This is a genomic window from Microbacterium sp. EYE_78, from assembly GCF_023149035.1.
Classification (GTDB): Bacteria; Actinomycetota; Actinomycetes; order Actinomycetales; family Microbacteriaceae; genus Microbacterium.
In genome coordinates this window covers 1-22,893 of sequence record NZ_JAHXMY010000003.1, presented here as the reverse complement: position 1 = coordinate 22,893, position 22,893 = coordinate 1, and the positions used below count along the sequence as shown (strand labels likewise).

23 protein-coding genes are annotated in these 22,893 nt (G+C 69.8%); 22 read left to right on the top strand and 1 reads right to left on the bottom strand.

The window, feature by feature from the left end; genetic code table 11:
• Positions 1–31 precede the first annotated feature (31 nt).
• The 10 genes from rpmI to KZX17_RS14085 all read left to right on the top strand — a co-directional run bounded on the left by rpmI (position 32) and on the right by KZX17_RS14085 (position 9,049).
• Entirely contained in the window at positions 32–226 is a 195-nt protein-coding gene (gene rpmI / locus KZX17_RS14130) for a 50S ribosomal protein L35 (RefSeq protein ID WP_248175183.1), read from the top strand.
• Positions 227–257: 31 nt separating this feature from the next.
• Positions 258–638 carry a 50S ribosomal protein L20 gene (gene rplT / locus KZX17_RS14125; RefSeq protein WP_248175185.1) on the top strand — a complete coding sequence of 127 codons (381 nt, stop codon included), beginning with the start codon at positions 258–260 and terminating at the stop codon, positions 636–638.
• Positions 639–735: 97 nt separating this feature from the next.
• Positions 736–1,536 carry an RNA methyltransferase gene (locus tag KZX17_RS14120; protein ID WP_248175187.1) on the top strand — a complete coding sequence of 267 codons (801 nt, stop codon included), beginning with the start codon at positions 736–738 and terminating at the stop codon, positions 1,534–1,536.
• A gap of 162 nt (positions 1,537–1,698) precedes the next feature.
• Complete coding sequence (locus tag KZX17_RS14115; RefSeq protein ID WP_248175236.1) at positions 1,699–2,418, top strand: amino acid ABC transporter ATP-binding protein; 720 nt, start codon at positions 1,699–1,701, stop codon at positions 2,416–2,418.
• A gap of 65 nt (positions 2,419–2,483) precedes the next feature.
• Positions 2,484–3,380 carry a glutamate ABC transporter substrate-binding protein gene (locus KZX17_RS14110; protein ID WP_248175189.1) on the top strand — a complete coding sequence of 299 codons (897 nt, stop codon included), beginning with the start codon at positions 2,484–2,486 and terminating at the stop codon, positions 3,378–3,380.
• A gap of 62 nt (positions 3,381–3,442) precedes the next feature.
• A complete protein-coding gene (locus KZX17_RS14105; RefSeq protein ID WP_248175191.1) occupies positions 3,443–4,090 on the top strand; it encodes an amino acid ABC transporter permease in 648 nt (215 codons plus the stop codon).
• Positions 4,087–4,995 (top strand): amino acid ABC transporter permease, encoded by a 909-nt coding sequence (locus KZX17_RS14100; RefSeq protein WP_248175193.1) that lies wholly within the window; start codon positions 4,087–4,089, stop codon positions 4,993–4,995. Before KZX17_RS14105 ends, KZX17_RS14100 begins: the two co-directional genes overlap by 4 nt.
• A 49-nt stretch (positions 4,996–5,044) precedes the next feature.
• Positions 5,045–6,085 carry a phenylalanine--tRNA ligase subunit alpha gene (pheS, locus tag KZX17_RS14095; RefSeq protein WP_248175195.1) on the top strand — a complete coding sequence of 347 codons (1,041 nt, stop codon included), beginning with the start codon at positions 5,045–5,047 and terminating at the stop codon, positions 6,083–6,085.
• On the top strand, positions 6,085–8,595 hold the full coding sequence (pheT, locus tag KZX17_RS14090) for a phenylalanine--tRNA ligase subunit beta (RefSeq protein WP_248175197.1): 2,511 nt from the start codon (positions 6,085–6,087) through the stop codon (positions 8,593–8,595). Before pheS ends, pheT begins: the two co-directional genes overlap by 1 nt.
• A 55-nt stretch (positions 8,596–8,650) precedes the next feature.
• On the top strand, positions 8,651–9,049 hold the full coding sequence (locus tag KZX17_RS14085) for a hypothetical protein (RefSeq protein WP_248175199.1): 399 nt from the start codon (positions 8,651–8,653) through the stop codon (positions 9,047–9,049).
• A 6-nt stretch (positions 9,050–9,055) separates the two neighbouring features.
• On the opposite strand, the gene KZX17_RS14080 is transcribed toward KZX17_RS14085, so the two are convergent.
• Complete coding sequence (locus KZX17_RS14080) at positions 9,056–10,177, bottom strand: AAA family ATPase (protein ID WP_248175237.1); 1,122 nt, start codon at positions 10,175–10,177, stop codon at positions 9,056–9,058.
• A 106-nt stretch (positions 10,178–10,283) separates the two neighbouring features.
• On the opposite strand from KZX17_RS14080, the gene KZX17_RS14075 reads away from it, so the two are divergent.
• The 12 genes from KZX17_RS14075 (at position 10,284) to tyrS (ending at position 22,422) form a co-directional block, all read left to right on the top strand.
• Positions 10,284–11,276 carry an NAD-dependent epimerase/dehydratase family protein gene (locus tag KZX17_RS14075; RefSeq protein WP_248175201.1) on the top strand — a complete coding sequence of 331 codons (993 nt, stop codon included), beginning with the start codon at positions 10,284–10,286 and terminating at the stop codon, positions 11,274–11,276.
• A 206-nt stretch (positions 11,277–11,482) separates the two neighbouring features.
• Positions 11,483–12,532, top strand: a complete 1,050-nt coding sequence (gene argC / locus KZX17_RS14070) for an N-acetyl-gamma-glutamyl-phosphate reductase (protein WP_248175203.1) — start codon at positions 11,483–11,485, stop codon at positions 12,530–12,532.
• Entirely contained in the window at positions 12,529–13,686 is a 1,158-nt protein-coding gene (gene argJ / locus KZX17_RS14065) for a bifunctional glutamate N-acetyltransferase/amino-acid acetyltransferase ArgJ (RefSeq protein WP_248175205.1), read from the top strand. The genes argC and argJ overlap by 4 nt, the downstream gene beginning before the upstream one ends.
• Positions 13,683–14,579 carry an acetylglutamate kinase gene (gene argB / locus KZX17_RS14060; protein ID WP_248175207.1) on the top strand — a complete coding sequence of 299 codons (897 nt, stop codon included), beginning with the start codon at positions 13,683–13,685 and terminating at the stop codon, positions 14,577–14,579. Before argJ ends, argB begins: the two co-directional genes overlap by 4 nt.
• Complete coding sequence (locus KZX17_RS14055) at positions 14,579–15,823, top strand: acetylornithine transaminase (protein WP_248175210.1); 1,245 nt, start codon at positions 14,579–14,581, stop codon at positions 15,821–15,823. Before argB ends, KZX17_RS14055 begins: the two co-directional genes overlap by 1 nt.
• On the top strand, positions 15,820–16,743 hold the full coding sequence (argF, locus tag KZX17_RS14050) for an ornithine carbamoyltransferase (protein ID WP_248175212.1): 924 nt from the start codon (positions 15,820–15,822) through the stop codon (positions 16,741–16,743). Before KZX17_RS14055 ends, argF begins: the two co-directional genes overlap by 4 nt.
• On the top strand, positions 16,722–17,849 hold the full coding sequence (locus tag KZX17_RS14045; RefSeq protein ID WP_248175214.1) for a heparan-alpha-glucosaminide N-acetyltransferase domain-containing protein: 1,128 nt from the start codon (positions 16,722–16,724) through the stop codon (positions 17,847–17,849). The genes argF and KZX17_RS14045 overlap by 22 nt, the downstream gene beginning before the upstream one ends.
• The gene (argH, locus tag KZX17_RS14040) at positions 17,846–19,276 is read left to right on the top strand and encodes an argininosuccinate lyase (protein WP_248175216.1); all 1,431 of its coding nucleotides are present in this window, start codon (positions 17,846–17,848) and stop codon (positions 19,274–19,276) included. Before KZX17_RS14045 ends, argH begins: the two co-directional genes overlap by 4 nt.
• A gap of 70 nt (positions 19,277–19,346) precedes the next feature.
• Positions 19,347–19,994, top strand: coding sequence for a SatD family protein (locus KZX17_RS14035; protein WP_248175218.1), 648 nt, complete (start codon positions 19,347–19,349; stop codon positions 19,992–19,994).
• On the top strand, positions 19,991–20,686 hold the full coding sequence (locus KZX17_RS14030) for a hypothetical protein (RefSeq protein ID WP_248175220.1): 696 nt from the start codon (positions 19,991–19,993) through the stop codon (positions 20,684–20,686). The genes KZX17_RS14035 and KZX17_RS14030 overlap by 4 nt, the downstream gene beginning before the upstream one ends.
• Before the next feature lie 39 nt (positions 20,687–20,725).
• Positions 20,726–21,076: a VOC family protein gene (locus KZX17_RS14025; RefSeq protein ID WP_248175222.1), complete on the top strand. Its 351-nt coding sequence runs from the start codon at positions 20,726–20,728 to the stop codon at positions 21,074–21,076.
• A gap of 32 nt (positions 21,077–21,108) precedes the next feature.
• On the top strand, positions 21,109–22,422 hold the full coding sequence (gene tyrS, locus KZX17_RS14020; RefSeq protein WP_248175224.1) for a tyrosine--tRNA ligase: 1,314 nt from the start codon (positions 21,109–21,111) through the stop codon (positions 22,420–22,422).
• Positions 22,423–22,893: the final 471 nt, after the last annotated feature.

Sequence of the window (22,893 nt, the reverse complement as noted above, 5' to 3'; positions counted from 1 at the left end):
CCGTTCGCGGGACCCCAACGAAGGAAGAGATATGCCGAAGCAGAAGACCCACTCGGGTGCCAAGAAGCGTTTCAAGGTCACGGGGAGCGGCAAGCTGATGAAGCAGCAGGCCAACCTCCGCCACAACCTCGAGGGCAAGGCGACCCGCCGCACCCGTCGCCTCGACCAGGAGCAGGTCCTGGCCAAGGGTGACGCCAAGGTCGCCAAGAAGCTCCTCGGCCTCTGAGCGCCGACGCACCACTTAGGAAGTAGAAGAAATGGCTAGAGTCAAGCGGGCTGTCAACGCCCACAAGAAGCGTCGCGTCATCCTCGAGCGCGCCTCCGGTTACCGCGGACAGCGTTCGCGCCTGTACCGCAAGGCGAAGGAGCAGGTGACCCACTCGCTCGTCTACGCGTACCGCGACCGTCGTAAGCGCAAGGGCGACTTCCGTCGCCTCTGGATCCAGCGCGTCAACGCCGCTGCCCGCCAGAACGGCATCACGTACAACCGCTTCATCCAGGGCCTCGGCCTCGCGGGCGTCCAGGTCGACCGCCGCATGCTCGCCGAGCTCGCGGTCAACGAGCCGGCCGTGTTCGCGTCGCTCGTCGCGACCGCGAAGGCTGCGCTGCCGGCCGACGTCAACGCGCCGAAGGCCTGATCGCCTCGATCGCATCGAAAGGGCGTCCCCGTCTCGGGGGCGCCCTTTCGCGTGTCCGCCGCAGGTGGGGACGGGGCGGCGCCTCTACACTGAGACCGTGCTCGAGAACCCCCGTTCGCCCCGTGTCCGTGCGGTCGCGAAGCTCACGAAGCGGGCTGCCCGTCAGGAGACCGGCCTGTACCTGCTCGAGGGCCCCCAGGCCGCTCGCGAGGCCCTCGTCTGGCGGCCCGACACCCTCGTGGAGCTCTACGCCACGCCGACCGCGTGGGAGAAGCATCAGGACATCCAGGCCGCGGCGTCCGATGCCGGCGTCGAGGTCGAATATGCGAGCGAGGCGGTCATCGCCGCGATGGCTGACACCGTCACGCCGCAGGGCATCGTCGCGGTCGCCCGCCAGGTGCCCACGTCGGTGCGGGACGTGTTCGCCGACGCGCCGCAGCTCATCGTGATCTGCGAAGAGGTGCGCGACCCCGGCAACCTCGGGACGATCATCCGAGCAGCGGATGCCGTGGGTGCCGACGCCGTCGTCCTCACGGGACGCACGGTCGACCCGTTCAACCCCAAAGTGGTGCGCGCGACCACCGGCTCGCTCTTCCACCTTCCCGTGGCCGTCGGCGCTGATCTCGCCGAGACGGTCGAGCGCGCCCGCGCGGCGGGTCTTCGGACCGTGGCCGCCGACGTCGGGGGAGAGGACTTCCTCGCACATCGAGGCACGTTGGCGGGACCGACCGCGTGGGTGTTCGGCAACGAGGCGCGGGGCCTCGACGACGACGCACTCGCCCTCGTCGACCTGTCGCTCCGTCTTCCGATCTACGGGCGGGCCGAATCCCTCAACCTCGCAACGGCGGCGAGCGTCTGCCTGTACGAATCGGCCTTCGCGCAGCGCGTCCGCGGCTGAGGCGCGTCGGCCGCGTTCATTACGGAACTGTAAACCCCGCGTCGTCGAGTCTGCGCGCGGACGGCGCGACGAATAGTGTGTCAATTTATGACCACTCCTGCTGCCGAACCCGCGCCGCGCACGTCGAACATCGACGTGCGCCGAGGTGAGCCGCTCGTCGTGATGACCGACGTGCAGAAGCACTACGGCGACTTCCAGGCGCTGACCGACATCGATCTCTCCGTCAATCGCGGTGAGGTCGTCGTCGTCGTCGGGCCCTCGGGCTCGGGCAAGTCGACGCTCTGCCGCACGATCAACCGTCTCGAGACCATCACGAGCGGCACGATCACCATCGACGGTGCGGAGCTGCCGAAGGAGGGCAAGGCGCTCGCGGAGCTGCGCGCGGACGTGGGCATGGTGTTCCAGTCCTTCAACCTCTTCTCGCACCTGACGATCCTCGACAACGTCACGCTCGGTCCGATCAAGGTGAAGGGCATGAAGAAGGCGGATGCCGAGAAGCTCGCCCGTGAGCTGCTCGACCGCGTGGGCGTGGGGCACCAGGCCGACAAGCTGCCCGCGCAGCTCTCGGGCGGTCAGCAGCAGCGCGTCGCGATCGCGCGCGCTCTGGCGATGAAGCCCAAGGTCATGCTCTTCGACGAGCCGACGTCGGCGCTCGACCCCGAGATGATCAACGAGGTCCTGGACGTCATGGTCGGCCTCGCGCAGGAGGGGATGACGATGATCGTCGTCACCCATGAGATGGGCTTCGCCCGGAAGGCGGCTGATCGTGTCGTCTTCATGGCGGACGGGCAGATCGTCGAGGAGGCCGTGCCGCAGGAGTTCTTCACCGACCCGAAGAGCGACCGCGCGAAGGACTTCCTCTCGAAGCTCATCACGCACTGAGACGTCCGCGCCCTGCACCGGCGCGACGAACCACGAACGACACGTCACGACACCAGGAGGATCACATGCGCAAGACTCGAATCGCCGGCACCTTCGCCGGCATCGCGATCGCGGCTCTCGCTCTCGCCGGCTGCAACAGCGGCAGCCCGACGAGCCCCGGCGCCGAAGGCGGTGAAGGTGGCGACGCGCTGTGGGAGGTCGCCAGCGACGTCTCGCTCGACGGCAGCCCCACGTTCGACGCGATGACCGAGCGCGACGGTGTCGTGGTCGGAGTCAAGAACGACCAGCCCGGTCTCGGCTACGAGGATGCGGCGTCGGGTGAGCGCACCGGCTTCGACGTGGACACCGCGCGATGGATCGCGGCATCCCTCGGTTTCGACGAGGATCAGATCGAGTACAAGACGATCCCCTCGGCGAACCGCGAGCAGGCCATCGTCAACGGCGACATCGACTACTACGTCGGCACCTACTCGATCACGGACGAGCGCAAGGAGCAGGTCGATTTCGCCGGCCCGTACTTCATCACGGGACAGGGCCTCCTCGTGGCGGCGGACGACGACTCCATCAACGGCCCGGACGACCTCGCTGGGAAGGTCGTCTGCTCGGTCACGGGTTCGACCCCGCTGCAGCGCATCCGCGACGAGTACAACCCGGGCGACACCCGTGAGTTCGACACGTACTCGCAGTGCATCGACCAGCTGCTGCAGGGTCAGGTCGACGCGATCACGACGGATGAGGCGATCCTGGCCGGCTACGTCGCCCAGCGTCCCGACGAGCTGAAGATCGCGGGCGAGCCGTTCAGCGAGGAGAAGTACGGCGTCGGCCTGCCGAAGGGCGACACGGCACTGCTCGACCACATCAACACGTTGTTCACCGACGGCGGCGACGTGTGGACGGCGCTCTTCGATGAGCACCTGGCTCCCGCCGGCATCGAGGGTACCCAGCCCGACGTCGAGAACTGACGACGAGGTCAGGGGCGGCCCGAGCGCCGCCCCTGACCGACACCCGACCGAGAGGAACGCCGATGGGCGTCATCACCGACAACCTCGACCTGTGGGGCCAGACCCTCGTCGGCACGCTGCTGCTGTTCTTCGGCGGCGGTGCTGTGGCGCTGGTGCTCGGCCTCATCGTCGGCGCCATGCGCGTGTCGCCCGTGCCGATCGCCAGGGCGTTCGGCACCTTGTACGTCAACCTCATCCGCAACACGCCGCTGACATTGGTGTTCTTCGGGTTCGTCTTCGCCCTGGCTCCGTTGCTGGAGACACGCATCCCTCCGCTCCAGCTCGGCATCGCTGCCCTCGGCATCTACACGGCGACGTATGTGGCGGAGACCATCAGGTCCGGCATCAACACGGTCCCCGTCGGCCAGGCCGAGGCGGCGCGAGCTCTCGGCTTGACCTTCGGGCAGGTGATGTCGCTCGTCGTCCTTCCGCAGGCGTTCCGCTCCGTCATCCCCCCGATGATGAGCGTGTTCATCGCGCTCCTGAAGAACACGACGGTCGCCGCGGGCTTCTCGGTCGTCAACCTCGGGTCCATCCGCAGCTACATGAGTGAGCGTGGCGAGAACCAGATGGCCGTCATCCTCTGGGTCATGGTGATCTTCATCGTCCTGGTGCTCGTCCTCTCCTGGGTGCAGCGACGACTCGAGATCCGATGGAAGGTGGCCCGATGAGCAGCGTCCTCTACGACGTCCCCGGCCCCCGAGCCGTCGCGCGCAACCGGATCATCGGTGTCGTCACGATCCTCCTCGTCGCCGCCGTCCTGGGCTTCCTCGTCTGGCGGCTCGTGGCGACGGGCCAGTTCACGGCGGAGAAGTGGTACGCGTTCTCGTTCACGAACGTCTGGATCAGCATCGCGGAAGCGGCCGGGAACACGCTGGCGGCCTTCGCAGTCGCGGCCGTGGGCGCCCTCGCGCTCGGATTCATCCTCGCGATCGGCAGGCTCTCCGATCACGCATGGGTGCGCGCCCCTTTCACCGCAGTGATCGAGGTGCTCCGCGCGATCCCCGTGCTGGTGATGATGTTCCTGCTCTACTACGGACTCCCCGAAATCGGGACCAAGCTCGAACCGTACTGGGCCGTCGTGATCGCGTTGATCGCCTACAACGGCTCCGTGCTGGCGGAGGTCATCCGCGCCGGGGTCGAAGCGCTTCCTCGGGGACAGAAGGAAGCGGGCTATGCGATCGGCCTGCGCAAGAGCGGAGTCATGCGCCTCGTGCTGCTGCCCCAGGCCGTGCGCTCGATGATGCCGGTCATCATCGCCCAGCTCGTCGTCACCTTGAAAGACACGGCGCTCGGCTACATCATCACGTACGAGGAGCTGCTCTTCTACGCCCGCTTCATCGGGTCGCAGTCGACGTACGGATCGCCGATCGTCCCGGCCACCATCATCGTCGGCGCGATCTACATCGTGCTGTGCCTGCTCCTGTCGCTCGTCGCGAACCGGGTCGAGAAGCGCTTGCGCCGTTCGCCTCGCGCGGTCGCGGCGGCGCCGGCTCGCCCGCTGGCGGAGACGACCGACACCGAGCTGATCGCGGCCCAGAAGGGCGCAGGGAAGTACGACTCGAACGCGTTGTGACGGGGATCCCGGCGGGCCGTGGCCCGACCCGCCGGTAGACTCGTCTCTCGTGTCCGACGCACCCCAGATCACCCCCGAGGCGGTGGATGCCGCCGTCGCCGAGGCGCTGGCCGCCTTCGCCGCCGCCCCCGACACCGCCGCGCTCAAGGCGGCTCGTTCGGCCCACACCGCGGAGGGATCGCCGCTCGCGCGTCTCAACGCCGAGCTGCGCAACGTCCCGAACGACCAGAAGGCCGCCTCCGGCAAGCTGGTCGGCCAGGCCCGCGGTCGCGTGAACCAGGCGCTCGCCGCCCGCGAGGCCGAACTGGCCGCCGCAGAGACGGCCGCGAAGCTCGAGGCCGAGCGGGTCGACATCACCGCGATCGTCCCCGCCGCGCGCGTCGGGGCGCGGCATCCGATCTCCCTTCTGCAGGAGGAGATCGCCGACCTCTTCGTCGGCATGGGGTGGGAGATCGCGGAAGGTCCCGAGCTCGAGCACGAGTGGTTCAACTTCGACGCCCTCAACTTCGCGCCGGATCACCCCGCGCGCCAGATGCAGGACACCTTCTTCGTCGACCCCGTCGCACGGCACCTGGTCATGCGCACGCACACGAGCCCGGTGCAGGTGCGCTCGATGCTCGAGCGCGAGGTGCCGATCTACATCCTGTGCCCGGGTCGGGTCTACCGCACCGACGAGTTCGATGCGACCCACCTGCCGGCGTTCACGCAGTTCGAGGGCCTGGTCATCGACGAGGGCATCACGATGGCGAACCTCAAGGGCACGCTGGACCACGCGGCGAAGGTGCTGTTCGGGTCCGAGGCGAAGACCCGGTTCCGCACCAACTACTTCCCGTTCACCGAGCCGTCCGCCGAGCTCGACCTCTGGCACCCCACCTTCCCGGGCGGGGCGCGCTGGATCGAGTGGGGCGGATGCGGGATGGTGAACCCCAACGTCCTCCGTGCCGCGGGCATCGACCCCGAGGTGTACTCGGGCTTCGCCTTCGGCATGGGCATCGAGCGGACCCTCATGTTCCGCAGCGATGTGCAGGACATGCGCGACATGGCCGAGGGCGATGTCCGCTTCAGTGAGCAGTTCGGAATGGTGGTCTGATGCGCGTCCCGCTCTCCTGGCTGCGCGAGTACGTCGACGTCGCGCCCGGCACGACCCCCGAGGACGTCCTCGCGTCGCTCGTCTCGGTCGGCTTCGAGGAGGAGGACGTGCACACGTTCGACCTCAGCGGACCGATCGTCGTCGGCCGCGTCGTCTCATTCGAGGCGGAGCCGCAGTCCAACGGCAAGACGATCCGCTGGTGCCAGGTCGACGTCGGCGAGGCGAACGGCGGCGTCCGGGGCATCGTCTGCGGCGCCGGCAACTTCTTCGAGGGCGACAAGGTCGTGGTGACCCTGCCGGGTGCCGTGCTGCCCGGGCCCTTCCCGATCGCCGCGCGCAAGACCTACGGTCACGTCTCCGACGGGATGATCGCGTCGGCGAAGGAGCTGGGACTCGGCGAGGAGCACTCCGGCATCCTGCGGCTGACCGAGCTTGGACTCGACCCCGAGGTCGGCGCCGACGCCATCGCCCTGCTCGGCCTCGACGACGTCGCCGTCGACATCAACGTGACGCCGGACCGCGGATACGCGCTGTCGGTCCGCGGTGTGGCGCGCGAGTACGCCCATGCGACGGGCGCGGCCTTCCGCGACCCCGGACTCCGACCCTTCGAGGAGCTCCAGCAGCCGGTGGGTGGCTTCGAGGTCGCCGTCGACGACGCGGCGCCGATCCACGGCAACGCCGGGGCGAGCGAGTTCGTCGTCCGCATCGTGCGGGACGTCGACCCCTCTCGGCCCACACCGCCGTGGATGACCGCGCGCCTCGCGCTCGCCGGCATCCGTTCCCTCGGCATCCTGATCGACATCACGAACTACGTGATGCTCGAGCTCGGCAACCCGATCCACGGCTACGACCTCGACACGCTGGCCGGCGGCATCACCGTCCGTCGCGCCGCCGTGGGGGAGAAGCTCACAACCCTCGACGGCAAGGAGCGCACGCTCGACGCCGAGGACCTCCTCATCACCGATGAGTCCGGGCCGATCGGCCTCGCGGGCGTCATGGGTGGCGGCAGGACCGAGATGGGGGATGCCACGCGCAACGTCCTCATCGAGGCGGCGATCTTCGACACCGTGTCGATCGCGCGCACCGCGCGCCGTCACAAGCTGCCCAGCGAGGCGTCGCGCCGATTCGAGCGCGGTGTCGACCCGCTCATCCCGTTCGTGGCAGCCCGCCGCGTGGCCGACCTCATGGTCGAGCTCGCCGGGGGAACGCTCGACACGGCCACCGGCGGCGCCCTCTTCGCCGAGGTCTTCGTCCCCTCGATCGACCTGCCGAAGGCGTTCACCGCCGGCCTCATCGGCGTCGACTACTCCGACGACGAGGTCGTCGGCGCGCTCGAGACGATCGGGTGCGAGGTCTCGGATGCGGCCGAGGCGTGGGAGGTCGTTCCGCCGACCTGGCGTCCCGACCTCACCGACCGGTGGACGCTCGCAGAGGAGGTCGCCCGTATCCACGGGCTCGACCGCATCCCGTCCATTCTTCCGACCCCGCCCTCGGGCCGCGGACTGACCGCCCACCAGCGCGGCCGTCGGCGCGTCGCGAACGCGCTCGCCGCGGCGGGCCTCGTCGAGGTCGTCGCGTTCCCGTTCACGACAGCGGAGCAGAACGACCTCCACGGCTCGGCGTCCGGTGACCACCTCACGTCGATCCGACTCGCCAATCCGCTTGACGGGCAGGCGCCGTTCCTCCGCCGGTCGCTCGTCCCGGGTCTCCTGCAGATCGCGCACCGCAATGTCTCGCGCGGCTTCACCGACGTCGCCCTCTTCGAGTCCGGCAGCGTCTTCACGCCCGACGAGGGCGCGATCTACGGCACCGACACCGTTCCGCCGCTCGCGCAGCGCCCTGACGAGGAGACCCTGGCCGCGCTCCACGCGTCGATCCCGCCGCAGCCCCGGCATATCGCCGTGCTGTTGCACGGGAACGCAGCCGTGAAGCGTCCCGCCGGTGCGGCGGTGCCGTTCGATCTCGCGGACGCGCTCGGCGCTGTCCGCACGGTCGCCGTCGCGGCAGGCGTGGACATCGAGGTGCGACAGGGGGCGCGGGCGGCGCTGCACCCCGGACGCACCGGAACGCTCCACGTCCGCGGCGAGGAGGTCGGCTACATCGGCGAACTCCTGCCGGCGGTCGCGGACGCGGCGGACCTCCACGGACGCGTCTTCGTCGCGGAGCTCGACCTCGACCGCATCCTGTCCCTGGTGCGCGAGCCCGAGGTGGCCGCCTCGCTCGCGACATTCCCCGCGGCGACGCAGGACGTGTCCCTCGTCGTGCCGGCGGACGTTCCCGCCGGCGCAGTCGGCTCGGCGCTGGTCGACGGCGCAGGACCGTTGCTCGAGGACGTCCGACTGGTGGACGACTACCGGGGGGCCGGAGTGTCGGACGGGGCGAAGAGCCTGACGTTCGCCCTGCGGTTCCGGGCGAGCGATCGCACGCTCACGGCAGCGGAGGCCACGGACGCGAAACTCGCGGGTGTGGCGGTCACCGCCGAGCGCTTCGGAGCGACCATCCGCGAGTGACGATGTCCGCCGAAGCCGACGGCGGGGACACCCGCGGTCGGTATACGGTGCGACGATGAGCTCCACGACCGAGACCGTGCCCGCGCGAGCGGACGGCGGTGACGCGCCGCCCCGCATGCCGCGAGCGGCCGGCGTCATCCGTGCACTGGCGGTCTTCAACCTCGTCACGGTCGTGGTGAGCGTGGTCGCCTTCGCCACCGGCTGGCAGTACGGGACGTGGCTGTTCCCGCAGGCGGCGGTCTTCTTCCCCAGCGCATGGGCCGAGATCGTCCCGCGCGGAGCGATCTGGTTCGTCTTCGCCGCCATCGCGGTCCTCGCCGCGGGTGTCGGTGCGCTGGGTGCGCCGGCCGAACACCGGGGCTACGGCGTGTACCGCTCGCTCACCATCTGCGGAGCTGTGATCGCCGTCGTGCTCATCGTCCTCGTCGTCGGAGCCTCGTTCATCACGCTCTGACCCGTCTCAGCGGGCGCCCCATCGCCACGGAGGCCCCTCGAGGCGACCTTGACCCTCGACCGCCGTGCCGTCGGCGAACCGGACCAGCGAGATCCGATGCGCGTCGCCGAGTCCGTCGACCAGGCCGGCGGCGTGGGACACCAGCAGGACCTGCGTCTGCTCCGCAGCGGAGCGCACCAGATTCGCCAGTGGGGGCAGGAGACTCGCGTGCAGGCTCGACTCCGGTTCGTTCAGGACGGTGAGGGGCGCGGGGCGAGCCGGAAGCAGGGCGGCGCACAGGAGCAGGTACCGGAGCGTGCCGTCGGAGAGTTCCGAGGCGTCCAACGGCCGGAGCAGGCCCGGTTGACGGAGCGTGAGTCGCAGGACGCCGTCGGATGCCGCGACCCTCACACGACTGCCGGGGAACGCCTCGTCGACCGCCTGATCGAGCTGGTGGCCGAACCCCGCGTCGACGACGGTCGCCCACACCGCGGCGAGGTTGGATCCGTCGTGCGCGAGCAGCGGTGATCGCGTGCCGACCTGCGGGCGGCGCGCAGGGGCGTCGGCGTCGACGCGGAAGTGGTCGTAGAACCGCCATCCGTTCAGGATCCGCCGGAGCCCGAGCAGCTCCGGGGCGGTGTCGCCGTCGGCGAGGTCGGTGATGATGCTCTCGAAGGGGGCGAGCTGCTGGTCGAGCGAGACCCATGCGCCGTCGCGGACGCGGGTCCGGGCACGCAGACGGTCGATGAGGAGCGTCGCGGGCTTGGCCATCGGGCCCGCGAAGATCTGCTCCCGTTTGATCTCCGGGTCTCGGGCGAACACGCTGTCCTGCGACTGCGGGATGCCGAGGTCGACGAGGTAGCCCAACTCGTCGGACGCGAACCCGAGCTGCACGGCGATGGGGTTCCGTCGCACCGTCCCCTGCTCGCCGCCGTTCTCCGGACCCGCCCACAGGAGCGAGGGGAGTCCGCCCTCGCGTGCGACCGCCCCGACGAGGTCCCCGGTCGCCGCCGACGCCAGCAGCCGCAGCGCGCGGTAGAGGTTCGACTTGCCCGAGCCGTTCGGTCCGGTCACGACCGTGAGGTCCTCGAGTGGGATCACCACGTCGCGGAGGGACCGGTACCCGGAGACGGCGAGCGTGCGCAGCATCCCCTCACTGTGCCAGGCGACGCCGACATCGGTGTCGGCCTCGCGCCGCCGCGCTGACGCCGCGGGAGGGGTGTCGTCCCGCCGTCGGTGCTGATTCGATGGACGCATGACGCGCATCCTCATCCTGAGCGGCACCGGCTGGCTCGGATCCCGCATCGCGCAGCGCTGGGTCGACCGGGGCGCAGAGGTGACGTCCCTGGCGCGAGGTCATCGCCACGGTGCCGACGGCGTCGAGCTCGTGGTCGCCGACCGTGACGCTCCCGATGCCTACCGCGCTGTGCAGGAGCGGGACTGGGACGAGGTCATCGACGTCTCCTCCGATCCGGTCCAGGTCGGGGCTGCCGCCGACGCGCTCGCGGGTCGCGCGGCGCACGCCACCTACGTGTCCAGTGTCTCGGTGTATGCCGGCGCCGATGAGGAGGACGCGGACGAGACCGCCGAGCTCGTGCCCGCCTGGACGGACGGCGACGAGGACGACTACGCCGGCGCGAAGGTCGCCGCCGAGCGCGCCGTGACCGGGTATGCGGCGCGCGTCGCGATCGTACGGCCGGGCCTCATCGTCGGTCCCGGCGATCCGACGGAGCGCTTCGGATACTGGCCGGCGCGCTTCGCGGCGGCTGCCGACGGCCCGGTCCTCGTTCCGCAGACCGCGGGGCGGGTGCAGGTGATCGACGTGGACGACCTGGCCGATTTCATCGTCACCGGCGGTGCCCGTGCGTTCGACGGAATCGTGAACGCGGTGGGGGAGTCGCATCCGATCGCGGAGTTCCTGACCCTTCTCCGCGATCTCGCCGGCCACACCGGCGACCTGCGCGAGGCGCCGGCCGACTGGCTGGGACGTCACGGGGTGGCGCACTGGATGGGCCCGCGGTCCCTGCCGCTGTGGCTCCCCGACGACATGCCCGGCTTCGCGACGCGCAGCAACGCCGCTTACCGCGCGGCTGGCGGCCGCATCCGTCCCCTCGCCGAGACTGCCGCCCGGGTGCTCGCAGACGAGCGCACTCGAGGCGTCGCACGCACGCGCGGATCCGGTCTCGAACGCAGCGAGGAGCTCGATCTGCTCCGGATGTGGGAGGCCGAGCGACCGACCGGAGTGTGACGCTCGATTTGCGGGACCGGATGCCGCGGCGATACCGTCGGCCTGTGTCCTCCGCCGTGATCCGCCCCGCTTCCGCGGGCTCGCGCGCGCGTCGACGTCTGGGCGACCGCCGACGCTAGGCGACCCTCCCGCTCTCCGCCTGTGCGGATCGAGCCGCAGGCGTCGCCGTTCCCGGCCCGTTCCTCCCAGACAATAAGGTTGCATCCATGACCTCTTCGGTCGCCGTCTCCGGCGCTTCCGGCTATGCGGGCGGCGAGATCCTCCGCCTGCTCGCCGCCCACCCCGATGTCGAGATCCGCACCGTCACGGCGCATTCGAACGCCGGACAGCCGCTGATCGATCACCAGCCCCACCTGCGCTCGTTGTCGCATCTGACGCTCCAGGACACCACCCCGGAGAACCTCGCGGGGCACGACATCGTCTTCCTCGCCCTGCCGCACGGGCAGTCCGCGCAGTACACCGAGATGCTCGCCGACGTCCCCCTCGTCATCGACGCGGGCGCCGACCACCGTCTGACGGATGCTGCCGCATGGGATGCGTTCTACGGTGGGGCCTTCTCCGAGCCGTGGGCCTACGGGGTGCCCGAGCTGCCCGCGGGGTCCGCGAAGCAGCGCGAGGCGCTCGCGGGAGCACGTCGGATCGCGGCGCCGGGGTGCAACGCCTCGACGGTGTCGCTCAGCCTCGCGCCCGGCGTCGCCGCCGGGGTCATCGATCCGGGTGACATCGTGACGGTGTTGGCGGTCGGACCCTCGGGTGCGGGCAAGAGCCTGAAGCCGAATCTCCTCGCCTCCGAGATCCTTGGAACGGCGAATCCGTACGCGGTGGGCGGGGGTCATCGTCACATCCCCGAGATCCGGCAGGCGCTCGCGGCTGCGTCGACGACGCCCGTCGACATCCGGGTGTCGTTCACGCCCGTGCTCGTCCCGATGGCTCGCGGCATCCTCGCCACCTCGACGGCACCGATCGCGCCGGGCGTCACCGACGCGCAGATCCGGGATGCCTGGGAGTCGGCCTACGCCGGCGAGACCTTCGTCCAGCTGCTGCCCGCGGGGCGCTTCCCCCGCACGGCCGACGTCGTCGGCGCCAACACCGCGCTCCTCGGCCTCGCGATCGACCGTGCCGCGAACCGGGTGGTGGTGGTCGCCGCGGTCGACAACCTCGTGAAGGGCACCGCGGGCGCCGCGATCCAATCGATGAACATCGCCCTCGGCCTCCCCGAGGACACGGGCCTGACCGTGAACGGGGTGGCACCGTGAGCGTCACGGCAGCTCAGGGATTCGAAGCGGCCGGCGTCGCTGCGGCGCTCAAGTCGACCGGAGCCAACGACGTCGCGGTGGTCGTCAACCGCGGACCGAAGAAGACCGGTTCCGCCGTCTTCACCTCCAACCGCGCGAAGGCGAACCCCATCCTCTGGTCGCAGCAGGTCATCGGTGACGGCGTCGTCGAGGCGATCGTCCTGAACTCCGGCGGCGCGAACTGCTTCACGGGCGCCTTCGGATTCCAGACCACGCATCAGACCGCCGAGAAGGCCGCGGAGCTGCTGGGCATCGGCGCGGGTGATGTCCTCGTCTGTTCCACCGGGCTCATCGGCACCGGCGACGAGGTCTTCCGCGCGAAGGTGCTCGACGGCGTCGAGCGGGGCATCGCCGCGCTCTCGCCGGACGGGGGAGAGGCGGCATCCCTCGCCATCATGACGACGGACTCGCGCCCCAAACGCTCGGTCGTCGCCCGTGACGGCTGGACGATCGGCGGCATGGCGAAGGGTGCGGGCATGCTCGCGCCGGGTCTTGCGACGATGCTCGTGGTGATCACCACCGACGCCGACCTCGAGCCGAGTGAGGCCGACGCAGCATTGCGCCAGGCGACGCGCGTCAGCTTCGACCGGCTCGACTCCGACGGCTGCATGTCGACGAACGATCAGGTGACCCTGCTCGCGAACGCGGCCAGCGGCATCCGTCCCGCCTCGGTGGACTTCACCGCCGCCCTCACGGAGCTGTGCCTCGATCTCGCGGCGCAGCTGCAGGGGGATGCCGAGGGCGCGAGCCACGACATCACGATCGAGGTCGTCGGCGCCGAGAGCGAGGACGACGCCGTGACGGTCGGCCGCTCGGTCGCCCGCAACAACCTCTTCAAGGCCGCCATCTTCGGCAACGACCCGAACTGGGGTCGCGTCCTCGCGGCGATCGGCACGACCGATGCCGCCTTCGATCCGTACGACGTCGACGTGTCGTTCAACGGGGTGCGCGTCTGCCACGCCGGCGGCCCCGACCGCCCGCGGGAGGAGGTCGACCTCACGCCGCGCGCGACGCACATCCTCATCGACCTCCGGGTCGGCGCCGCCGCCGCGACGATCCTCACCAACGACCTCACCCACGACTACGTCCACGAGAACAGCGCCTACTCGTCATGACCGACATCCAGCAGACCACCCCTGAGGAAGCGGCCGGGAAGGCCGCCGTGCTCGTCGAATCCCTGCCGTGGCTCAAGCGGTTCCGCGATCAGATCGTCGTCATCAAGTACGGCGGCAACGCGATGGTCAGCGAAGAGCTGCAGGCGGCGTTCGCCGAGGACGTCGCCTACCTGCATCACGTCGGCGTCAAGGTCGTCGTCGTGCACGGCGGCGGCCCGCAGATCTCGAAGATGCTCGACCGCCTCGACATCCCGAGCGAGTTCAAAGGCGGGTACCGCGTCACCAGCACCGAAGCCATCGGAGTCGTCCGCATGGTGTTGACCGGGCAGATCAATCCGCAGCTCGTCTCCCGCATCAACGCCCACGGGTCGTTCGCGACGGGCCTCTCCGGAGAGGATGCGGGACTGTTCCGCGGACGTCGCCGCGGCGTCGTCGTCGACGGTGCCGAGCACGACCTGGGCCACGTCGGGGACGTCGTCGGCGTCGACCCGCAGACCGTGCTCGACCACCTTTCCGCGGACCGGGTGCCCGTCGTGTCCTCCATCGCCCCCGACGCCGACGCGCCCGGAACGTCACTGAACGTCAACGCGGATGCCGCGGCCGCGGCGCTCGCCGTCGCCCTCGGGGCCACGAAACTCGTCATCCTGACCGACGTCGCCGGTCTCTACGCCGATTGGCCGAACCGCGACTCGCTCGTGTCCCACCTGACGGCGACCGAGCTGCGGGACATGCTCCCGCGCCTCGAGTCGGGGATGATCCCCAAGATGCAGGCATGCCTCGACGCGGTCGAGGGCGGCGTCGACCGGGCCGCGATCATCGACGGTCGACAGCCGCACTCGGTGCTCGTCGAGCTCTTCACGGAACGCGGAATCGGAACAGAGGTGGTGGCGTGATGACCGCGCAGACGGGAGCCGGCTGGAAGGACGATGCGGCACGGGATCTGGTCCTGAACTCGGGGGACCGGTTCGCGCTGCTCGTCCGCGGCGAGGGTGCGCACCTCTGGGACGACGAAGGCACCCGCTACCTCGACTTCCTCGGCGGCATCGCGGTGATCTCGCTCGGCCACGCGCACCCCGTGTTCGTCCAGGCCGTCGCCGATCAGGCGGCGACCCTCGGACACGTCTCCAACTACTTCGCGACGCCGCCCCAGCTCGGTCTCGCCGCCCGGCTCAAGCGGCTGGCCGGCACCGGCGAGTCGGGCCGCGTCTACTTCGGCAACTCCGGTGCCGAAGCCAACGAAGCGGCGTTCAAACTCGCCCGGCTCCACGGCGGCAGCGAACGCCCCCGCATCCTCGCCCTCAAGAACGCGTTCCACGGCCGGACCATGGGAACGCTGGCGCTGACCGGGAAGCCGGCGATGCAGCAGCCCTTCGAGCCGATGGTGCCGGGCGTCGAGTTCCTCGACACCACCATCGACGCGCTCGAGGCGGCCATCGACGACCGCGTCGCTGCGCTGTTCGTCGAGCCGATCAAGGGCGAGGCCGGTGTGCTCGAGCTGCCCGACGGCTACCTCGCGGCCGCGCGTGAGCTCACCGAGCGCCACGGAGCGCTGCTCATCATCGACGAGATCCAGACCGGAGCCGGACGCACCGGCGCCTGGTTCGCCTTCCAGCACGCCGGCATCACGCCGGACGCGATCACCGTCGCGAAAGGCATCGGCAACGGCATCCCGATCGGCGCCCTCGTCACCTTCGGCGCGGCGAGCGACCTCTTCTACCCGGGCACCCACGGCTCGACGTTCGGCGGCAACCCCCTCGCCACCGCCGTCGCCTCGGCCGTCCTCGACGAGATCGAGCGTGCCGGCCTCGTCGAGGCCGCGGCCGAGCGCGGGGCGCAGGTACGCGACGCGGTCGCGGCCATCGACTCGGAGCTGGTGGAGGGATGCCGGGGCCAAGGACTGCTCATCGGGGTCGCGCTCCGCCGCCCGGTGGCCTCCGCCGTCGTCGCCGCTGCCCAGCAGCACGGCCTCATCATCAACGCGGCCAACGACTCGACGATCCGCCTCGCGCCGGCCCTGACGATCGGCGACGTCGAGATCGACGAATTCCAGACCCTGTTCGCCAAGGCGCTCGCGACCGTCGAGGACGCGCTGCTGCTGCGCACCCCGCATCCCCACACCACGGAGGCATCCGCATGACCCGCCACCTGCTGCGCGACGACGATCTGACCCCGGCCGAACAGGCCGAGATCCTCGACCTCGCGGTTCAGCTCAAAGCCGATCGTTGGGGCGAGAAGCCGCTCGAGGGCCCGCAGACCGTCGCCGTCATCTTCGACAAGTCGTCCACGCGCACCCGCGTCTCGTTCGCGGTGGGCATCGCGGACCTCGGCGGGTCGCCACTGATCATCTCCACGGCCAACAGCCAGCTGGGCGGCAAGGAGACCCCGTCCGACACGGCGCGCGTCCTCGAACGCCAGGTGGCGGCGATCGTGTGGCGCACGTACGCCCAGGCCGGCCTCGAGGAGATGGCCGCCGGGACGCGGGTGCCCGTCGTCAACGCGCTGAGCGACGACTTCCACCCGTGCCAGCTGCTGGCCGATCTGCTGACGATCCGAGAGCACAAGGGCGAACTCGAGGGGTTGACCCTCGCATTCTTCGGCGACGGACTCTCGAACATGGCGCACTCGTACGCACTGGCCGGGGTGACCGCCGGCATGCACGTGCGGATCGCGTCGCCCGAGGCCTACGCGCCCCGCGAGGATGTCGTCGCCGACGCCGACCGCCGAGCCGCCGAGACCGGTGGCTCGCTGACGCTGTTCACCGATCCGCTCGAGGCAGCGGCCGGAGCGGACGTCATCGTCACCGACACGTGGGTCTCGATGGGCAAGGAGGAGGAGAAGACCGCCCGGCTCCGAGACCTCGGCTCGTACAAGGTCACGCAGGAGACCATGGCCCTCGCCCAGGACGACGCGATCTTCATCCACTGCCTGCCCGCCGATCGCGGGTACGAGGTCGACGCCGAGGTGATCGACGGTCCGCAGAGTGTCGTGTGGGATGAGGCGGAGAACCGCCTGCACGCGCAGAAGGCGCTGCTGGTGTGGCTGCTCCGGCAGCCCTGACCCGCGCCTGGCGGAGCTGGAACGGCCCCGACAGGCTGCACGGCATCGACCTGGCTCGAGCGCTCGCCGTGATCGGGATGTTCGCCGCGCATCTGCTGACGATCGAGGATCCGGTGATCCTGTTCGCGCCGCAGACCTGGATCGGCGTGGTCGACGGTCGGTCGTCGATCCTCTTCGCCGTGCTCGCGGGTGTGTCGATCGCCCTCGTCACCGGCGGACGAACGCCGCACGGGGGCATCCGGCTCCGCACAGACCGGCGACGCTTGGCCATCCGCGCCGTCGCGCTCTGGGGCATCGGTCTGCTGCTCATCCAGACGACGGTGCCGATCTACGGCATCCTGCCCGCCTACGGCATCCTGTTCCTCCTCGCGATCCCGATCGTCCGCCTCCCCGTGGCGGCACTGTGGGCCGTCGCCGGGTCCGTGGCGCTGATCGTGCCGTGGGTGCTGCCGGACCTCGATGCGCTGCCGATCTGGAACGGGGACGTCGGGGAAGCAGCGTTCTTCGTCGTCGGCTGGGCGTATCCGTTCCCGCTCTGGATCGCGTTCGTCGCCGCAGGGATCGCCCTGGGCCGGACCGACCTCCGGAGCCTCGCCGTGCAGGTGAACCTGCTGGCCGGCGGGCTCGCCGCCGCCACGGTCGCCGGCATGGCCGCGCTCGCGGTGGATGTCTCGGGCGCGGCGCTCGCCGACCCGCTGCTCGGGCGGGTGCTGAGCAACGAGCCCCACTCCGGTGGCCTCATCGAGGTCGTCGGCTCCGGTGGGTTCGCGGTCGCCGTGCTCGGTGCTTGTCTGCTGGTCTGCCGGACCCCGCTGACGTGGGTCGTCCTACCGCTTCGGGCCGTCGGGTCGATGCCATTGACGGCGTACGTCCTGCACGTGGTGATCTGGGCCGTTGCCGGGCTCGCCCTGATCGGCGACCCCTCGGACCTGTTCGCCTTCCGCGCGCTCGAGCCGTTCTGGTGGTTCGTCGTGGGCATCGTCCTCTTCTGCACGGCGTGGGCCCTCCTCGCCGGGCAGGGGCCCCTCGAGCGCGCGCTCGTCGCACTCGCGCGGCGCCTCGCCCCCGTCGAGGCCGAACCGGTCGCCGGTAGGGTGGACAAGTGAGCGAGAGCAAGAGCGAAGCGACGAACCGGGGCGCACTGTGGGGCGGGCGGTTCGCATCCGGTCCCTCACCGGAGCTCGCGGCGCTGAGCCGGTCGACCCATTTCGACTGGGCGCTGGCGGGATACGACCTCGCCGGGTCTCACGCCCATGCGCGGGCGCTCGCCGCCGCCGGGTACCTCACGCCCGAAGAGGAGGCCCGGATGCACGCGGGCCTCGACGCGCTCGCAGCCGCGGTCCAGGACGGCTCGCTCGTCGCCGCGGAGTCGGACGAGGATGTGCACGGCGCGCTCGAGGCAGCGCTCATCCGCGAGGTGGGTCCGGAGCTCGGCGGCAAGCTCCGTGCCGGCCGCAGCCGGAACGATCAGATCGCGACCCTCGTGCGGATGTACCTGCTGGATCATTCCCGTGTCATCGCACGGGACCTCCTCCGGGTCATCGACGCGATCGTCGCGCAGGCCGAGGCGCACCCCGACGCGATCATGCCCGGGCGCACCCATCTGCAGCACGCGCAGCCCGTCCTCCTCGCACACCATCTGCAGGCGCATGCGTGGCCGCTCGTGCGCGACCTGGAGCGCCTCCGCGACTGGTCGGCTCGGGCATCCGTCTCGCCGTACGGCGGCGGAGCGCTCGCCGGCGCCACCCTGGGTCTCGATCCTCAGCTGGTGGCCACGGAGCTGGGACTCGCCCGCCCCGCCGAGAACTCCATCGACGGCACGTCCTCGCGAGACGTCGTCGCCGAGTTCGCGTTCATCACGGCGATGATCGGGGTCGACGTCTCCCGCTTCGCCGAGGACATCATCATCTGGAACACCCGCGAGTTCTCCTTCGTGCGCCTGGACGACGGCTACTCGACCGGGTCGAGCATCATGCCGCAGAAGAAGAACCCCGACATCGCGGAGCTCGCGCGGGGCAAGTCGGGCCGGCTCATCGGCAACCTCTCGGGGCTGCTCGCGACGTTGAAGGCTCTGCCGCTCGCGTACAACCGCGATCTGCAGGAGGACAAGGAGCCGGTGTTCGACTCGGTGACGACCCTCGAGGTGCTCCTGCCGGCGTTCGCCGGCATGGTGGCCACGCTCCGCTTCGACACCGAGAGGATGGCGGCGCTCGCTCCGCAGGGCTTCTCCCTTGCGACGGACGTCGCCGAGTGGCTGGTCAAGCAAGGTGTTCCGTTCCGCGACGCGCACGAGATCTCCGGCGCCCTCGTGCAGGCATGCGAGCAGCGCGGCATCGGGCTCGAGGATGCCGACGACGACCTGCTGGCGGAGGTCTCCGACCAGCTCCCACCCGCCGTTCGCGAAGTGCTGTCGATCGAGGGGTCCGTCGCGAGTCGCACGGGCGCCGGCGGGACCGCGCCGGTCCGGGTGGGAGAGCAGCGGGCCGAGCTCGTCCGTCGTTCGCAGGGAGCGGGCCACGATCTCGGGCTCTGACCCTTATCGTAACGAGTGTATAAGCCGATAACTTATTGATTGTCATCCATAAGTCGGCTACCGTGCCCATATGGCTCTCCAGGTCGCAGTGATCGCCGACATCGTCGGATCGCGGCAGCTCGCCGATCGCAGCGCCGCGCAGCAATCGATCGAATCGTGCGCAGCGCAGGTGCATCGCGACCACCCCGTGGACGTCGCCCCGCTCGAGGCGACCGTGGGGGATGAGTTCCAAGGCATCTATCCCGATCTCACAGCGGCACTGACGTCGCTCCTCCTGATGCAGCTGGCGCTGCCGGACGGGATCGAACTCCGCTTCGGCATCGGCGTCGGACTCGTCGACGACGTGGGCTCTTCGGGGAAAGGCATCATGGACGGCCCCGGCTGGTGGGCGGCGCGTGAAGCCATCGATCACGTGCACCGACTGCAGGATCGCGTCGTGCCGAGCGCACGCACACGCGTCGCCCACTCGGCGGAGCAGGATGCTGACATGAGCGAGCGCATCGCCTACGCCAACGCCTACCTCCTCGTCCGCGACGAGACGGTCGGCTCGATGAGCGAGCGATCGCGACGTCTGACCTACGGCCGCTGCCTCGGCAGAACGCAGCGGGAGCTGGCTGAACGCGAGGGGATCACCCAGCCCGCCGTCTCGCAGGCACTCGCGACCGCCGGCGCGGCGGCGATCGTCTCCGGATTCGAATCGCTGAGCAGCAGCCGATGATCGGCGCCGGGATCGTCCTGCTCGCCGTCGGGATGACCGACCTCATCCGGCTGTATGCGCCGCCGCGTGCGCGCATCGCGCTCTTCGCAACCGTCGGCATCCTCCTCCTCGTCGTGGCTGCAGGCGCCGATGCTGTTCCCTGGCTGTTCACCGGCATCGGCGTCGCCGTGCTGTGGACGCTCGGGACGCCGGCTCGACGCGGGGGCCGCGCGGGTCTCTGGCCCGTCGTCCTCGTCGCCGCGGTGAGCGCCGTCGCCGTGGCACTCCAGGGCATCCGCGTCCAGCAGGGCCCGCTCGGCGACATCTGGCCGGATTCCTCGCCGCTGGGTCTGGTCACCCTCGACACCGGGCTGTTCGTCCTCGGCGCCATCTGCTTCCTCGCGGAATCAGGGAACGTCGTCGTGCGCGCGGCGCTCCGGGACGGGGAGCTCCCCGACGGGGACGCCCCCGCGTTGAAGGGTGGCCGGCTCATCGGGCCGCTGGAGCGGATCCTCGTCTTCGCCCTCACGGTCGCTGGCGCCTTCACGCTCCTCGCGGCCGTGCTCGCCGCCAAGGGCATCGTCCGATTCCCCGAGATCTCCCGCGACAGCGACACCGGTACCCGAGCGGAGTACTTCCTCATCGGGAGCCTCGTCAGCTGGGCGACCGCGCTGGGTGCGGCGTTCCTGCTCTGGTGGGGAGCCGGCGGCTGACCCTTGCCCAGTGATCCGCGCGATGCGAGGCTGAACGGCATGGCGAAGGTGGAGCACTTCGAGATCCCGGTCGACGACATCGCACGAGCGCAGGCGTTCTACAAAGACGTCCTCGGCTTCGACTACACCCCCTGGGGCGATGAGATGGGCATGATCGAGCAGCCCGGCGGGGGAGGGATCAACGGCGACCTGCACCTGCGCGGGGCGACTCCGCATCCGACCGTCGTGTTCACCGTCGATCGCATCGAGGACACCGTCGCGCTCGCGGTGGCGAATGGCGGATCGCAACTGGGCGACATCCAGCCGCTCGACGAGACCTCGCGCTGGGTCTACATCCGCGACTCGGAAGGCAACATCATCGGTCTGTACGACGAGGTCTCCGCCGCCTGATCGCGCCCGGGCCCGCTGATAGCCTGGAAGGCGTGTCTGAAACCGTCTCGAGCGCCGATGTGAGAGCGCTCGCGCCCGCCAACGATCCCGACTTCGAGAACGTCTGGGACGAGATCGTGTGGCGTGGCCTGGTCCACGTGTCCACCGAGGAAGGCGCCCTGCGGGAGCGTCTCGGGGGAGCGCCGATCACGTACTACTGCGGATTCGACCCGACCGCCCCGAGTCTCCATCTCGGCAATCTCGTCCAGCTCCTCCTGCTGCGGCGTCTGCAGTTGGCCGGGCACAAGCCGCTCGGCCTGGTGGGCGGATCCACCGGACTGATCGGCGATCCGCGACCGACGGCGGAGCGCACCCTCAACACACGTGAGACCGTCACGGAGTGGGTCGAGAAGCTCCGGTCGCAGGTCGAACGGTTCCTGAGCTTCGAGGGCGAGAACGCGGCGCGCCTGGTGAACAACCTCGACTGGACGGCTCCGATGAGCGCCATCGACTTCCTGCGCGAGATCGGCAAGCACTACCGCGTCGGCACCATGCTGAAGAAGGATGCCGTCGCCGCCCGCCTGAACTCCGACGCGGGCATCAGCTACACCGAGTTCAGCTACCAGATCCTGCAGGGGATGGACTACCTGGAGCTGTTCCGCCAGTACGACTGCGTGCTGCAGACCGGCGGCAGCGATCAGTGGGGCAACCTCACCAGTGGGACGGATCTGATCCACCGTGTCGAGGGGGCGAGCGTCCACGCGATCGGCACCCCGCTGATCACGAACAGCGACGGCACGAAGTTCGGCAAGAGCGAAGGCAACGCGGTCTGGCTGGATGCTGATATGTGCAGCCCGTACCGGATGTACCAGTTCTGGTTGAACACCGACGACGCGGACGTCATCGCACGCTTGAAGGTCTTCACCTTCCTCACTCGTGCGGAGATCGAGGAGTACGAGGCCCTCGTGGCGGCCGAGCCGTTCCGGCGCGCTGCGCAGCGCCGGCTCGCAATGGAGGTCACGACGACCGTGCACGGCATCGATGCGGCCTCCGCGGTGGTCGCCGCATCGGAGGCGCTGTTCGGCCAGGGGGATCTGACGACGCTCGACGCGCCGACACTGCGATCGGCCCTCGAGGAGCTGCCGCACATCACGGCCGCGGAGGAGGTCTCCGTCGTCCAGGCGCTCGTCGACACCGGGTTGGTCGCGAGCGCGAGTGAAGCCCGTCGAGCCATCGCACAAGGCGGCGTCTCCGTCGACGGCGAGAAGGTCGCGGACGACACGCACGTGATCAGCGGCTCGCTGCCCGGCGGCGTCTCCGTCCTCCGTCGCGGGAAGAAGACCCTCGCGGGCGTATTCGTCTCCTGACCAGCCATGCAGATCGAGGCCGTCCTTCCCGAACGGGGGAGGGCGGCCTCCGTCGTTCCGGGGGATGCGTGCGCGACACGCCCGGGATGCGGACCTGATTTGCCGGACCCCCGATCCCCGCGTAACTTATTACTTGTTCGCCCCACAGGGAAGAGCGAGAGGCCGAAAGGCTCCCGCCCCCTCAAGCGGAGAACATCCCATCCCAAACCTCTCCTAGAGAGAACATGACCTCATGGTCTAGGATGGAAACTCCACCTCGAAGCCCCGTGGTGATGAGCCCAACGAAGACCTTCGGTCGTGTTGTGCCGTCTCGCTCGGTCATCGGGTGGAGCACAGAGTGAAGAGCCTCACTACGAAGCCCTGCGGGGTGGTGTGGGAGCGTCCGATCCTTGAGAACTCAACAGCGTGCACTTGTCAAATGCCAAATAACCTCGATCTCAGTTTTGGCTGAGGTGAGATTCCTTTGGATCA

Coding starts and splice junctions, on each gene's coding strand:
- rpmI (WP_248175183.1), top strand. CDS start 32: ATGCCGAAGCAGAAGACCCACTCGGGTGCCAAGAAGCGTTTCAAGGTC.
- rplT (WP_248175185.1), top strand. CDS start 258: ATGGCTAGAGTCAAGCGGGCTGTCAACGCCCACAAGAAGCGTCGCGTC.
- KZX17_RS14115 (WP_248175236.1), top strand. CDS start 1,699: ATGACCGACGTGCAGAAGCACTACGGCGACTTCCAGGCGCTGACCGAC.
- KZX17_RS14110 (WP_248175189.1), top strand. CDS start 2,484: ATGCGCAAGACTCGAATCGCCGGCACCTTCGCCGGCATCGCGATCGCG.
- KZX17_RS14105 (WP_248175191.1), top strand. CDS start 3,443: ATGGGCGTCATCACCGACAACCTCGACCTGTGGGGCCAGACCCTCGTC.
- KZX17_RS14100 (WP_248175193.1), top strand. CDS start 4,087: ATGAGCAGCGTCCTCTACGACGTCCCCGGCCCCCGAGCCGTCGCGCGC.
- pheT (WP_248175197.1), top strand. CDS start 6,085: ATGCGCGTCCCGCTCTCCTGGCTGCGCGAGTACGTCGACGTCGCGCCC.
- KZX17_RS14085 (WP_248175199.1), top strand. CDS start 8,651: ATGAGCTCCACGACCGAGACCGTGCCCGCGCGAGCGGACGGCGGTGAC.
- KZX17_RS14080 (WP_248175237.1), bottom strand. CDS start 10,177: ATGCTGCGCACGCTCGCCGTCTCCGGGTACCGGTCCCTCCGCGACGTG.
- KZX17_RS14075 (WP_248175201.1), top strand. CDS start 10,284: ATGACGCGCATCCTCATCCTGAGCGGCACCGGCTGGCTCGGATCCCGC.
- argC (WP_248175203.1), top strand. CDS start 11,483: ATGACCTCTTCGGTCGCCGTCTCCGGCGCTTCCGGCTATGCGGGCGGC.
- argB (WP_248175207.1), top strand. CDS start 13,683: ATGACCGACATCCAGCAGACCACCCCTGAGGAAGCGGCCGGGAAGGCC.
- KZX17_RS14055 (WP_248175210.1), top strand. CDS start 14,579: ATGACCGCGCAGACGGGAGCCGGCTGGAAGGACGATGCGGCACGGGAT.
- argF (WP_248175212.1), top strand. CDS start 15,820: ATGACCCGCCACCTGCTGCGCGACGACGATCTGACCCCGGCCGAACAG.
- KZX17_RS14035 (WP_248175218.1), top strand. CDS start 19,347: ATGGCTCTCCAGGTCGCAGTGATCGCCGACATCGTCGGATCGCGGCAG.
- KZX17_RS14030 (WP_248175220.1), top strand. CDS start 19,991: ATGATCGGCGCCGGGATCGTCCTGCTCGCCGTCGGGATGACCGACCTC.
- KZX17_RS14025 (WP_248175222.1), top strand. CDS start 20,726: ATGGCGAAGGTGGAGCACTTCGAGATCCCGGTCGACGACATCGCACGA.